At 69.1% G+C, this 12,982-nt stretch carries 10 protein-coding genes; 3 read left to right on the plus strand and 7 right to left on the minus strand.

The genetic code is table 11. The annotated features are described in order from the left end of the window. Positions 1-12 precede the first annotated feature (12 nt). The 3 genes from ectA to ACWY4P_RS41425 form a co-directional block, all read right to left on the minus strand. Positions 13-558, minus strand: a complete 546-nt coding sequence (ectA, locus tag ACWY4P_RS41415) for a diaminobutyrate acetyltransferase (protein ID WP_456205903.1) — start codon at positions 556-558, stop codon at positions 13-15. Positions 559-921: 363 nt separating this feature from the next. Beyond that, the gene (locus ACWY4P_RS41420) at positions 922-1,710 is read right to left on the minus strand and encodes a hypothetical protein (protein ID WP_456205905.1); all 789 of its coding nucleotides are present in this window, start codon (positions 1,708-1,710) and stop codon (positions 922-924) included. Further along, entirely contained in the window at positions 1,707-2,345 is a 639-nt protein-coding gene (locus ACWY4P_RS41425; protein ID WP_456213228.1) for a SigE family RNA polymerase sigma factor, read from the minus strand. The genes ACWY4P_RS41420 and ACWY4P_RS41425 overlap by 4 nt, the downstream gene beginning before the upstream one ends. Positions 2,346-2,685: 340 nt before the next feature. Here ACWY4P_RS41425 and ACWY4P_RS41430 point away from each other — a divergent pair, with 340 nt between their 5' ends. The 3 genes from ACWY4P_RS41430 (at position 2,686) to ACWY4P_RS41440 (ending at position 6,061) form a co-directional block, all read left to right on the plus strand. Further along, positions 2,686-3,795: an amidohydrolase family protein gene (locus tag ACWY4P_RS41430; RefSeq protein WP_456205907.1), complete on the plus strand. Its 1,110-nt coding sequence runs from the start codon at positions 2,686-2,688 to the stop codon at positions 3,793-3,795. 259 nt (positions 3,796-4,054) lie between these two features. Further along, positions 4,055-4,981, plus strand: coding sequence for an SCO1860 family LAETG-anchored protein (locus ACWY4P_RS41435; protein ID WP_456213229.1), 927 nt, complete (start codon positions 4,055-4,057; stop codon positions 4,979-4,981). Between the two features lie 195 nt (positions 4,982-5,176). After that, entirely contained in the window at positions 5,177-6,061 is an 885-nt protein-coding gene (locus tag ACWY4P_RS41440; protein ID WP_456212806.1) for an IS982 family transposase, read from the plus strand. Between the two features lie 19 nt (positions 6,062-6,080). Here ACWY4P_RS41440 and ACWY4P_RS41445 read toward each other — a convergent pair whose 3' ends face one another. The 4 genes from ACWY4P_RS41445 to ACWY4P_RS41460 form a co-directional block, all read right to left on the minus strand. After that, on the minus strand, positions 6,081-7,850 hold the full coding sequence (locus ACWY4P_RS41445) for a hypothetical protein (protein ID WP_456205909.1): 1,770 nt from the start codon (positions 7,848-7,850) through the stop codon (positions 6,081-6,083). A gap of 524 nt (positions 7,851-8,374) precedes the next feature. After that, positions 8,375-8,923, minus strand: coding sequence for a DUF6262 family protein (locus tag ACWY4P_RS41450; RefSeq protein WP_456205910.1), 549 nt, complete (start codon positions 8,921-8,923; stop codon positions 8,375-8,377). A gap of 8 nt (positions 8,924-8,931) precedes the next feature. Continuing rightward, the gene (locus ACWY4P_RS41455; RefSeq protein WP_456205912.1) at positions 8,932-11,415 is read right to left on the minus strand and encodes a tyrosine-type recombinase/integrase; all 2,484 of its coding nucleotides are present in this window, start codon (positions 11,413-11,415) and stop codon (positions 8,932-8,934) included. Beyond that, positions 11,415-12,344, minus strand: coding sequence for a tyrosine-type recombinase/integrase (locus ACWY4P_RS41460; RefSeq protein ID WP_456205914.1), 930 nt, complete (start codon positions 12,342-12,344; stop codon positions 11,415-11,417). The genes ACWY4P_RS41455 and ACWY4P_RS41460 overlap by 1 nt, the downstream gene beginning before the upstream one ends. Positions 12,345-12,982 lie beyond the last annotated feature (638 nt).

Here is a 12,982-nt window from a genome sequence, read left to right on the forward strand (position 1 = left end):
GCGGTGGGGGCGTCAGGTACGGGAGGCGAGGGGGCCGATGCGGTACAGCACTTCGGGCTCATGGCCGCCGTCGGGGAACAGGTCGCCGTCGAACAGCACCTCGCGCTCTACGGGTGCGCCGTGCCGCTCGGCGAAGGAGGTGAACAGCCTGTTGGAGGCGGTGTTGTCCGGCGTGATCGTGGTCTCGATGCCATGGATGCCCGAGTGTTCGGCGACGCGCGCGGCCAGCCCGTCCAGCAGGGCGGCGGCCAGCCCCCGGCCGCGCCACCTCTGGTCCACGGCGACCTGCCAGACCACCAGGGTCCGGGGGCGCTGCGGGCGGATGTAACCAGTGACGAAGCCGACCGGCTCCCCGTGCGCGTCGAGGGCCACGACGGAGGTGGCGGCGAAGTCGCGACACCACAGCAGATAGCTGTAGGAGGAGTTCAGGTCCAAGGTCCCGGAGTCGCGGGCTATGCGCCAGATAGCGGCTCCGTCCTCGATGCGTGGGGCCTCGAGCGTCAGTCCTTCCGGCATTTCTCTTCGGGCACGTGCAAGGTCTGCTTGTGCGGCGGTCATGCGGATTGAATTTACCGAGCACAATCTTAAATTGCATTGCGGTGAGGGGTTACCCGAAGGGGGGTCTGCGTGTTATCGCGCGGGGACGCGCGTGCGCACGGGGCGGTGGGTGAAAAGTGACGCTTTGTCGGGGAGTTATCGGGGCAAAGCGGTCTCCGTGTGGAGTGCGTCACATCTGTGTAACGGCTGTGTGATGCCCTCGAATTACAGCGCTTCCGGGTTACGAAATTTTAGCGTTTAGGAGTCCGGAAAGCGGGCAGAAGAAGATGGGAACCTGTATTCAAAAAGGTGCTCTCTTTATACCCTCGCGAGCCACTCAGAATTCACCTGGATTCATCTGGAATCACGTGGATTCAGCTGGAATCACTTGGCTTCGCGGAATCGGCCTTTGACGGCGAACGCGCCCGAGGGGCCGTTGCCGGAGGCCGAGTAGCCGTCCCCGGTGACGTCCCGGTCGCCCTCCGCGTGGTTGTACTGCCCGGCGAAGACATGCCGCCCCGCGGGCACCGTGGCCCCGTCCTTCAGCGTCCAGCGGTACACCAGCGCGTTTGCCTCGCTGCGCACCGAGACGGTCAGGTCGTCGCTGGGCAGCGTGGACCAGGAGCCGGTGGTGAGCACCCCTCCGGTGTGCGCGACCCGCAGCTCGACGGTCAGCGAGGTCAGCGGCTTGCCGGTCTTCACGATCACATCGCTCTGCGCCCAGTACGGGTTGGACCCCGGGTCGATCTCGCCGTTCGAGCGCACCACCGGGTCGGCGAGGTGGTTTGGACCGACCGCGGTGGGGGAGGCGGTCGGGGTGTGCCGCTGCGACCCGTCGTCCGTTCCCCGTCCGTTCCCGGTGTCCCGCCCCGCCTGGGCCGGCGGTGCCGCGGGCTCGCTCGACGTCCGCACGGTCTGCGGCCGCTGGGTCGGCTCCGTGGCCAGCACCACGATCCCCGCGGCGGCGACCGCCGCCGCGAGCCCGGCGACCGGGCCCGCGACGCGGGTCCACGGCCGGCCGGCCCCGCGCTCGGGGCGGCGCCGCTCGTCCCCGGCCATGCCTGCGGTCACCCGGGCCAGCATCCGGGCCCGGTCCGGCCGGTGGGACTCGGCGGCCGTGTGCAGTTCGGCGGCGACATCGATCCGGTCGTGCCGCTCGCGGTGGTCGATCATCGACCGTTCCCTCCCGCATGGCCAGGGTGGAGTTTCCGTACGGGCTCCTGCGTGCCCGGCACCGGCTGCTGCCCGCCGCCGTGCGCCGAGCCGAGCAGCCGCTCCAGCTCCGCGATGCCGCGCGAGGTCTGGCTCTTGACCGTGCCCACCGAGATGCCGAGCGTACGCGCCGTCTCCCGCTCCGAGAGGTCGAAGGCGTGCCGCAGCACCACACAGGCGCGCTTGCGGAACGGCAGCCTCACCAGGGCGGCCTGGACGTCCACGACGGCGGAGATGTCCGGGTCGTCGACGTGGTCGGCGCGCTGGGACGAGAAGAGCGCCACCCGGCGGCGCTCGCGCACCAGGCTGCGGATCCGGGAGCGCGCCAGATTGGCGACCACGCCCCGGGCGTAGGCGGCCGGGTGGTCGGCGACCCGCACCCGCTCCCACTGGTGCCAGACGGCGACCAGCGCGTCGGCGGCGAGGTCGTCCGCGCCGTCGGAGTTGCCGAGCAGCAGGTGGGCGAGGCGGGCCAGTTCGGCGTGGTGCCGCTCGAAGAAGTCCCGGAACTCCGCCTGGACGTCCGGTGGCCCGGCGGGCGCGAGATCGGGCGCCGGATCGGCTGTCGGAACGGGTGCCGGTTCGGACGCCGCGATAAGTGTCGGTTCAGGCGCCGGAACGGCTGTCGGAGCGGGTGCCGGATCGGGTGTCGGTTCGGGTGCCAGGTCCGACAGGGCGGCCGCCGGTAAGTCCGGCAGGGGGCACCTTCCAGCGGTAGCCGGGGGCGCGTTCTCCGGTGACTCCGGCAATGCCGCCGGTGCGGGGCGTACGGCGGCCGGGTCATCGGTGGGAGCGCTCACGCGGGCCTCCTCACTTCCCCTTGTCCGGTGGGTTGCGTGAGCGTAGCAGCGCTCCCCGTGTTGTACGAGTGGCGCCGTCCCGGCCCCTGGGAATTGGCCGGTCAGCGCGTCGGCGAAGTCTCGTACAGTGCGAGGCATGAGGGATAGCGCGGTGCTGCACATCAGGGGCAGGGTGCTCGTCGGGCCGGACGCCGGGGGCTTTGTCGAGGACGTCAGGGACGAACTGTGGGTCGTGGACGGGAAGATCACCTACGACCGGCCGACCGCCGCCCGGGACGTACGGACCATCGAGGGATGGGTGCTGCCCGGGCTCGTGGACGCGCACTGCCACGTGGGGCTCGACACACACGGCGCCGTCGACGACTCGACCAGCGAGAAGCAGGCGCTGTCCGAGCGGGAGGTGGGGGCGCTGCTGCTGCGGGACGCCGGGTCGCCCGCCGACACACGCTGGATCGACGACCGCGACGACCTGCCCCGCATCATCCGCGCGGGCCGCCACATCGCCCGGACCAAGCGCTACATCCGCAACTACGCCCACGAGATCGAGCCCGAGGAACTGGTGGCGTATGTCGCGCAAGAGGCGCGGCGCGGGGACGGCTGGGTCAAGCTGGTCGGCGACTGGATCGACCGGGAGGCCGGAGACCTGGCGGCCTGCTGGCCGCGCGCGGCGGTCGAGGCGGCCATCGCCGAGGCACACCGGCTGGGCGCGCGGGTCACCGCACACTGCTTCGCGGAGGAGACCCTGGCTCCCCTGGTCGAGGCGGGGATCGACTGTGTCGAGCACGCCACGGGACTGACCGAGGAGACCATCCCGCTCTTCGCGGAGCGCGGTGTCGCGATCGTCCCGACCCTGGTCAACATCGCCACCTTCCCCAAGCTGGCGATGGCCGGGGAGGAGAAGTTCCCGCGCTGGGCGGACCACATGCGGCGGCTGCACGAGCGCCGCTATGACACCGTGCGCGCGGCCTACGACGCGGGCGTGCCCATCTACACCGGCACCGACGCGGGCGGTTCACTCCCGCACGGCCTGGTCGGCCAGGAGGTCGCCGAGCTGGTCAAGGCCGGCATCCCGGCGACGGCCGCGCTGTCGGCCGCCACCTGGGGCGCGCGGGCCTGGCTCGGCCGCCCCGGGCTCACCGAGGGCGCATCGGCGGACCTCGTGGTGTACGAGTCGGACCCGCGGGCCGATGTGCGGGTGCTGACGGCGCCGCGGCGGGTGGTGCTGCGCGGGCGGGTGGTCTGCTGAGGGGGCGTGGGGCTTCGGGGGACATGCGGATCCAGGGGCCGTGGGGGCCCAGGGACTCAGGGGATCGAACGCATCGGCGAGTGACACCCGTTGGGATGAACTGACCCCAGGTGGCTGCCGGTTGGCCTTGCGTGCCGCAAATATTGCGGGGTCGATGCCGTCGGCGCCCGTGGTGTCCCCCCGTGGCGAGCCGCCGGCGGCTCCATGTCTCCTGTGGGGGTCAACTCACGTGTCCTGTTCCACCAACAACTACTCCGGCATGCCTGCCCGCCGTATTGCGGCCGCCACGGCAGCTGCCGCCGTCTCCGTTCTGGGCCTGTTGCCCGCGGGTGCGGCGCACGCCACCGACGGCGACAGCAAGGCCGGCGGGTCCGCCAAGACGAGCACGCACACGACGGGCGGAGCCGGCGCGACCGTGCTCCGCGCCGATCTGAACGTCTCGATGCTCAACAAGACCGTCAAGGCGCCGCTGGCGCTCACCCTGAACGAGGTGCGCGCGCCTGCTTCCGCCAACAAGACCGCACTCAGCGCGACACTGGACGGCGTCGAGGGGGGCAAGCCGTTCAATGTCCTGCGCGCGGACGTGGCCACCGCACGTGGCACCGTCGAGAAGTCCCGCGCCGAGGGGTACGCCAACCTCGCACACGCCAAAGTGCACCTCCCGGGGCTGCCGGCGGTGCCGCTGATCGAGGTCGAGCAGGTCACCTCGAAGGCGGTGTGCAAGGCCGGAAAGCGGCCCACCGCAAAGTCCAACGTGCTGGGCAGCGTGGTCGTGCTCGGGAAGAAGGCCAACCTCGCCTCCAGCGGCACGACCACGGTCGAGGTGCCCGGGCTCGGCACGGTGCGGCTCGACTTGTCGCGCACCTCGACCACGTCCCGCACCGCCGCGGCCACGGCCCTCGGCCTGAAGGTCTCGGTGAACCCGCTCAAGCTGAACGTCTCCGAGGTCGAGGGGACGATCACCCTGGCCGAGGCGACCTGTGAGGCGCCGGGTGCCCCGGGCCCGGGCTCCGAGGTCGGCTCCCAGGCCGCCCCCGACCCGAAGCCGGAACACCTCGCCGAGACCGGCGGCAGCTCCACCACGCCGTATCTCATGGCCGGCGGCGCGGCCCTCCTGGGCCTGGGCGCCGGCGCCGTCGCCCTGGCCCGCCGCCGCCGCGCCACGGCGCCGCGCGACGGAGCCTGACCCGGCGAGCCGCGCCGGGGCCGTCGGGTGGCGGGCTTTCCCGCCGCCCGACGTCCCGGCGCGGCTTGGTGCGCGCGGTCACCGGGTGTCGCCCTGACTGGGCATGCCCCGGCCGGGCTGGTGCCCGGCCTAGATGATTGAGTCCGATGTTTGTGCTGGCCGCGACTATGGCGAAGGGCGCCCGTTGGCTTGGTTGTGACTCCTTGCCTGGACGCCCTTCTGGCGGCACTGTACGTGTTCATCGACGACCATGTGGCTCCCCGTCGCCGGATCGGGCGACCTCCAAAACTGACGGACGCCGAACTGCTGTGCCTGGCGGTTGCCCAGGTCCTGCTGGGCTTCTCTTCCGCACGGCACTGGATTCGCTTCGCCCACGCCCGGCTCGGGCACTTGTTCCGCTACCTGCCCCAGCAGTCCGCCTACAACAAGCGGCTCAACGCCGCCGGACCGCTGATCAGCACCGTGATCGAGGCGCTGGCCAGGCAGGTGCCGAGCTGGCACGACGACCTGCGGCTGATCGATTCCACCCCACTGCCGTGTGCGGCCTCCCGCGAGACGGTCAAACGCTCCGACCTGGCCGGGCACGCCGGATACGGCTACTGCCGCAGCCACTCCCGCTTCTTCTGGGGCTTCCGGCTCTACCTGCTGACCACCGCCGAGGGCATGCCGATCTCCTGGTGCCTGGCCAACCCCAAGCTCGGCGAGCGGGAGGTGATGTGCGCGTTGCTGGAACGCGACCACCACCTCGTCCGCGCCGGTCAGGTGATCCTTGCGGACAAGGGCTTCGCCGGGCGGGAGTTCGAGGCGTTCCTGACCGAGCGTCTGGGTGTCCATCTGGTACGGCCGGACCGGAAGGACGAGCCGGTCCGACACGGCCGCCTCGCCCGCGTCCGCCAGTGGATCGAAGCCGTCATCGACACGCTCAAGGGTCAGCTCGGCCTGGAACGACACGGTGGCAGAACCCTGCATGGGGTGTTCGCCCGCACCGGCCAACGACTCCTCGCCCTCGCAGCCGGCATCTGGCACAACTGGACCACCGGCGCCAAGATCAAGCGATCCCTGATCGCCTACGACCACTGAAAACATCGGACTCATTCATCTAGGCGCTGGGCGTGAGGGTGATGGCGAGCGTCGCGCCGTTGTTGACCGATCCGTTCGACCAGGCTGCGGTGCTCGTGTACTGCTGGGTGGAATCGATGAGCGACTGCCAGGTCCCGAAGTAGAGGTTCGATTCGAGGAACGGCTGTCCGACTTCCCAGAATACTGCCCTGAACTGCGCGTTGGGGCTCGAACCCTGCTGCTGAAACTGGTATCCGACGTACCAACTTCTGCCCTTGGTGGGGTCATGGGACGGGCCCGGCGCCGTCGTGGGGTAATCGATGATCAGCTGTTTCGTGTTGTCGTTCGGGTCCGGCAGGTAGTAGAAGTTGTTCGGGTTCGTCTTCGGGTCGGCGTCCGCGTTGTCGGCCGTCAGGTCGGCCGTGACGGTGTTCCCGCTGTAGTCCTCGATGGGGTTGACGTCGGGGTCGACGGTCAGCGTGTAGCTCCCGGTGGCCGAGAACACCTGGGCCGACAGCGTCATCGCGCAGTCGCCTGCCGAGATCGGCACGCTGATGGTCGCGAGGGTGTCGACGAGCCCCTTCAGCTCGTACGTCGTCAGGCCGGTCTGCGGCGGGGCGTCGCTGGAGCCGGCCGCGAGGTGGAAGGAGATGTTCTGCTGCCAGGTCTGGTCGGCGGCGCCGGCCCACTGGTACTCGTAGGTCGGGTCGGCGGTGGTCGGCTGGTTCGTCAGCTGCCAGTTGATGGTGCCGCCGCTGCCGTCGTCGTCGAAGGCGAGCGTCGGGGCGGCGGACATCCCGGTGCACATCCACTTCGGGAAGGTCAGTTTGAGGGTGGTCGTCGTTTCGCCGGTCTGGAACTGCTTCGACGGCACGTCGTCCCGCTGCGGACAGGTGATGCCGCCGGAGACCAGGGGGTGACCGGCGTCGGACCCGTCGTACTGCACGCCGGTCTGCAGGTTGGTCGGAGAGATGTAGTAGGTGGCGAGATCGAAGCCGCCGGCGGTGGTGATCTGGTGTCCCTTGCGGATGACGCCGATCGCCAGGTGCAGACCGACCTCGGCAACGATCCGGAACCCGGCGATGTACTTGAACGCGTCGCCGATGATTGAACTCGGCTCGGGGGGAGGCTCGGCCCCGGTCGGCGGGACATCCGGCACCCACCCGAACAGCTCGACCCGCACGCCGCCGAAGATCAGCGGGATCAGCAGCGGGCCGAGCGGCGGCCCCTCGTATCCCAGATAGGCCCCGACCAGGTGCGAGGTGCTCTCCGGCGGCAGGAACCAGAAACTCAGGTCGAGCGGCACCGGCGCCAGCGTCGCGCTGTAGCCGATGTCGACCCCGATGGTCTCCGCGTACCAGGCACGACCCACGACCCGGTTGGGCGTCCGGAAGGTACCGACCTTGTAGGGCCACAGCCACACCAGTTCCGCCCCCGCCTGGCCGCCGATGACGACGGCCGCCTCGGCGCTCGCGGTCACCAACCCCATCCCCTTGCAGCCCTGGCGCGCGGCCGATGCGCCGAGCGCCGCCACCGCCGGCAGCTGAGTCAGGCGCTCGGCCCGTTCCAGTGCTTCCGGGCCGAGCCGTCCGTCCGGGCCGACCCGAAGCGGTTCGAGATCCCGGAGGTCCGGGTGCTGACGCAGCTGCCGCTGAACCGCCACCGCCTCCTTGAGCAGCGGACCGTAGGCGTGCTCGAAGCGCCGGATCTCCTCGGCCACGTCCTCGACCTGGCGCACCCGTGCCCGGTCGCCCGTCGGCGCTGCCCCGGACCGGACTTCACGGAGAGCTTCTTCCAGTGAGCTGAGCATGCTGCCTGCCTTCCTGCGTATGTGCTCGGACGCGGTGCGGCCCGCCAGTCAGCAAAAACTGGGCACAACATAGACAATAGGGAGAAATCGACTAAAGAGTATGATGCGGGACCAGGCCGTAGAGCCCAAACGAGGAATCCGCGAGCCCCCCGAAGGCCAGCGCCGCATCGCCTACTCCGCGCCAAGCCCAGCCGGAGCTGCGGCCAGGATTCCCGCCGCCGGAACGTCGCCCGCTCGAACACGGCCGTACGAGTGAAGGTTGCACCGTTGAAGTCGGGTGCCTTGACGAACGTGTCGCGAGCCGCAAACGGCGAGGTTCGTGCCGGTGGGAGCGATCCTCGTTGAAGTTCAGGAGGCACACGAGCGCGTTCAAGGACGCGATGCACCGTGGCTCGGCGGACGGAGTACAGCTCGGCGAGCTACGTCACGCCACTGGCCGGTTAGGCCCGTGCCGCCGCTGGCGCATGATCAGGCTGGGGTTTTGGGTCCATCGAACGAACGCACAGGGCTATAGGCCAATCGGGTTAGGTTTCCTGGTAAAAAGGCAGGCCGGTGCCTGGCTCAGGGCGTTGGTTCAGGGCTCTGGTCAGGTCTCGGTTGGCTGCCCGTGCGGCATGGAGGTCGGACCGGGCTTCGTCCAGCCCGGAGGCCAATTCGACGTTCTGCTGCTCCAGGGTCGTGATTTTTCGCTGGAGCTCATCGATATCGGTCGGGGCTCCCAGCCCTGACTCCTGCCATGCCTGAGCACCCAGAGCCTGCGACAGTCGCTTCTCCAACTGCTGAACCCGGGTGACGAGGCGGGTGTTGCGGGCTTGGGCGTTGGCGAGGTCGGCCTGGAGTGAGGCCAGGCTCACCGGCGACGCACCCGCGAGGTCGTGCCGGGCCGGTTCCAGCTCGGCGGCGTGGACCATGGCGAGCAGATCATGGTGACGATAGAGGAAGGTGCGGTCCACTCCTGCCTGCCGGGCGATGGCGGACACGCTGATAGGGGTTTTGTTCTTGGCCGCGTTCTTGACGGCCGTGATTACTCGCTGTCGGCGCCGTTCGGTGTCGGCTTTGCGGCCGTCGGCCATGGGGGAACTCATGCCGACCGCCAGGGCCGCACGTCGGGCAGGGGCTGTCCGACGCGGGGCATGCCGAGCATCACGGTTCGGCCGCGGCGGACCATGGAGACGGCCTGCTCGATCTGGGCTCGGTCCTCGGCGTTCAGGTCGTCGAGGTCGGCCTTGACACGGTTGATGAGTCGGCGGACTCTTCGGATCTCTTCCTCGGAGGGCATCGCCTCGCTGCGGGCCCAGTCGTCGGCTTCGAAGGTCGACATCAGCTTCTCGCGGCTGCGCAGCAGGTCAGCGAGGTATGCCTCAAGGTCGGGGAGGTAGGAGACATCGGTGTGGAAGTGCTCGCAGCCCAGACAGCGGAACCGCAGAGGACAGCTTTGTCCGCCGGCCGCGACGTTGGAGGGCTCTTTGCAGAGGCCATAGGCGGTGGCGACCTCGCCGATCGCCCGCCTCACGTGCTCCGAGTCCATGAGACCCTGGGCCTTGCGCCACACACGGTTGCCGTGCCGGTCGAACTGCAATGCAACGACCCGGTTGACGGCCTCACGACGACGTTCCTCCCCAACCCGGTAGTAGCCCAGAGTGGTCTTCAACTGCCGGTGATCCATAAGGGCCTTGAGCACGTCAGGCGCGACACCCGCATCGGCATGCCGCTGGGCATAACTGTGCCGGTAGGCATAGGGGAAGATCTTGTCCTTGTCGAACGCCAGCATCCTCGTCCCAGGCTGGCCACCGACCTCGACAACCACCGGGACGACGATCTCGGGCAGAGCGAGGACCCACTGGCGGTGGGCCCACTGAATCGCACTCATCGACTTCTTGCCCTCGGGGTTGGCCCGGCCAGCGGGCAGCAGCTTCAGCTCGCTGACGGGCGTATGGGGAAACCTCGTACGGACCCGCTTTTGCTGTTCCGTGATCACAGCCGCAGTTTCCTTGCCGATGGGCAGTCGGCGCCCCAGCCTGTACTCCTTGCTGTTGTCGTAGAGCAGGACGAGGGAGCCATCCGGATCGGTCTGCAGGCAGTCCCAAGGCAGCTTGTGGATCTCGTCCGGTCGGCGGCCAGTGTCGATCAGGAGCTCTGTGGCGACGCGGACTTCTCTCGTGCCGATCTGCTCCAGCAGGTCCAGGTGGTTACAGAGCTGCCGCATGACCTCATCCGGCAGGTCTTTGCCCGCTTCGGTGTCCTCAAGCTCGTCCGGGACGTCCTCGGGAATCACGATGAAGTCCTGGGGCAAGCCCTCCAGGAACTCCCCGGGCCGGGTAAGACCGAGGCTGCGGATCCGAATCAACGCGCTGCGGACGTTGCGTACGGCCTTGAGGCGGGCATAGGCGCTCAGCTTGCCTTCGTCGACCAGGAAGGCGAGCCGGTTGAGGAAGCCGACGATGTCGGTGCGGCCGAGCAGTTGCGGGGTATGGCCGGCGTCCGGCCGCTGGAGGCGCAGGCTCTCCGAGAGCAGCGCCATGGCGGTGATCGTCATCTGGCAGGAGCCGCGGACGTCCTTGCCCCGGCGCCGAGGCAGATCGTCGTAGGCCCAGACCTTCATCGCCTCGCGCATCGGCCTTTGATGGAGGCCGGTGAAATCGAGCCTGCCGGAGTGGCCGAACACGGCCAGATCCCAGACGTCGTGATGCCGCTCGGTCTCAGGCGTCGTCCCAAGGCGTTTCAGGGCGGGCAGCGCAACGGCCAGGATAGAACGGGTCTGCGCGCTCACCTTCGCTCCGTGGGCCTCGGTGAAGGCCTCCAGGCTTGGCGAATGACCAGCCCGCAGCTGATCACACAGCGGCCGCAGGTAGTAGTCGCGCGTCCGCACCTCCTTCGCGGTGCGGACCTGGAGGGTGTAGAGGAGTTCGGCGACGACGCGCAGCGGCAGCCCGCGCAGACTGACCTCACGGTCCGTGACGATCGCGCGCGCCGTTCTGCGCCACGCCTCCTCGTCTCCGCCGAACGTCCCGCTGCGGACCAGCCTCGCGAGCAAGTGCGCATGCGGAGCGCAATACGGATGTTTCCGGCCCGAGCGGCGACGGTGGCAGGCCGCCACCTGACACATGCCGAAGCCGTCCAGCGGCCTCACCGCCGGATGCGCCAAGAACTCCTCCAGGGGGACCCGAAGAGCCCTCGTCTGCTGGTCGTAGTGGGTCGCGCAGAGCGCAACGCGCGTCCCTTTCGCTGGACGAGCGCACCCCGTCACCTCGCAGGAGAGTTCACCGATGCCCACGGCCCTCCCGGACCGCGTCGCCGTCGCCAGGAAGTCTTCGAGAGCCTGGCCTGACTGGGAGTGCCGACGCAAGCAGCCATCACACAGCGGTCCGTTGCGTGACGATCCCCTCTGGCACCCCTTGACCTGGCAGTCCGGCATCCCCAGCACCGGGTGGCTCTTGGGGTAGAAAACGATCCTCAGGTCCCAGTCCCACCGGAGCAACGCCAAGAACTCCGGGTCCAGAGCGGCGGTGATCTGCTGTGTGCAAGCGCCCGTCGGCTCATGCACCGCGGACAGAAGCGTCGCCATCACTGCTCACCCCGCCCGAGGAGACCGCGCGGGGAGGGCATCCGCTCCACGGCCTCGCGCAGCCGGGCCCTATCCGGGATCAGATACGGCCGGGCCGACTCAGGATGGCTCTGTCCCAGCAGGGCCTGCACCTCGTCGAGCGAGCCACCGGCGTCCGCGACGTTGCTGCCGAACGCGCGGCGGGCCATGTGCGGCCCCACCTTCCGTGCCAGCTGCGCGCGCTTGGCCAGCCGCTCGAAGAGTTCGTTGAGCGCGTCCGGCGGCATCGGTGCCCCCAGCGATTCGCGGAAGAGATTGACCAGCAGGAAGTCGCTGCCGCCCGCCCCGAGGATCTCGTGACGCTCGTCAAAGTACTGGTCGAAGGCCTGAACGACGAGGAAGTCGAGGGGCTGGACCCATGCCTTCTTCGACTTCGACCAGGCCCGGTTGGCGTTGTCCCGACGTCTCACGTGCACGTGGGGGCCCTTGTGGTCGCAGCCGAGGGCGCGTGAGTCGGGCAGGATGTCGCTGCGGCGCAGGCCGGCGACCTGGCCGCGGCGCAGGCCCACCCGCCCGTGTAGCAGCACGATCAGGCGGTCACGTGCGCTGCGGCACTGGAGGAACAGGGCGACCATCTCCTCGTCGGTGGCGCGGTCGACTTCCGTCTCCGGCTCCTGCAGCCGGTGCCGGGTCTTGAGCCGGTAGTGCAGGCCGCTGTCCTCGCCCTGGGCCTCCAGTGGCAGGTCACGTGTGTCGGCCAGCTCGTAGATCTGCCCGAGTACCGAGCCCGGTGCCGCGCCCACGGACACGGCGTGCGACAGCAGACCCCGCACCGCCGTGAGGATCACGTTGATGCGTCGCTCGCCCCGCACCGGCTTGGCCCCCGGGCCGAACACCACGGCGGTCGATCCGTTGACCGGCCGCGACGGCGTGTACTTCAGCCAGACCATGAACAGGCCCAGGTCCCGCGCCGCCTCGGTCCAGTTCCGCCCGGTCGCCAGACACCAGCGGAAGTAGAGCGCCGCCCCGTTCGCATGCGACTTCGTCGTCAGTTCGGCCCGGCTTCGTCCGAACCGGAGGAACCGCAGCCACTGATCGGCGACAGGAACGACACGTAGGTCATCGTCAATGACTGTCCAGTACCGCTGCCCGGCAGGTCCACGGGGAACGCCCGCATGTGCAACTCCGTTTGGTCTGGGGGCAATGCAACAACCCGCCACAGAGCCACACCCCCTGAGAACGAGTCTCAGAGCCTCAACGAAGCCTTTCCGTACGACGTCACACCACACCGTTCGAGCCCCCAGAGAACGGACCGTCCTCCTCGAACTGAAGCCGGGCAAGGTGCCTGGTCGTCCCCATGCGCTGCTCCTCGCCTCGGTGCTCGCTCTACATCATCCCGCCAGCCCTGGCTACGGCGCTGCCGGCCGCCAGGACCCACCAAAGCTCCAACAGCCAGGTCACACCCATCGTTGCGCATTGGCGACACCCCGCCTTTGGTCACCCCGGGTGATCTTGAGGTGACCTGTCGTCAGTGGCGGGTGCGAGCATGGTCCGTTGCGCGGGGGAGTGTCTGCAGACGAGGGGGAAT

The sequence above is a fragment of the Streptomyces sp. LZ34 genome (assembly GCF_053890475.1).

Excerpts from the sequence above, each read along its gene's own strand:
- ectA (WP_456205903.1), bottom strand. The coding sequence starts at position 558 with ATGACCGCCGCACAAGCAGACCTTGCACGTGCCCGAAGAGAAATGCCG.
- ACWY4P_RS41420 (WP_456205905.1), bottom strand. The coding sequence starts at position 1,710 with ATGATCGACCACCGCGAGCGGCACGACCGGATCGATGTCGCCGCCGAA.
- ACWY4P_RS41430 (WP_456205907.1), top strand. The coding sequence starts at position 2,686 with ATGAGGGATAGCGCGGTGCTGCACATCAGGGGCAGGGTGCTCGTCGGG.
- ACWY4P_RS41435 (WP_456213229.1), top strand. The coding sequence starts at position 4,055 with ATGCCTGCCCGCCGTATTGCGGCCGCCACGGCAGCTGCCGCCGTCTCC.
- ACWY4P_RS41445 (WP_456205909.1), bottom strand. The coding sequence starts at position 7,850 with ATGCTCAGCTCACTGGAAGAAGCTCTCCGTGAAGTCCGGTCCGGGGCA.
- ACWY4P_RS41450 (WP_456205910.1), bottom strand. The coding sequence starts at position 8,923 with ATGGCCGACGGCCGCAAAGCCGACACCGAACGGCGCCGACAGCGAGTA.
- ACWY4P_RS41455 (WP_456205912.1), bottom strand. The coding sequence starts at position 11,415 with ATGGCGACGCTTCTGTCCGCGGTGCATGAGCCGACGGGCGCTTGCACA.
- ACWY4P_RS41460 (WP_456205914.1), bottom strand. The coding sequence starts at position 12,344 with ATGGTCTGGCTGAAGTACACGCCGTCGCGGCCGGTCAACGGATCGACC.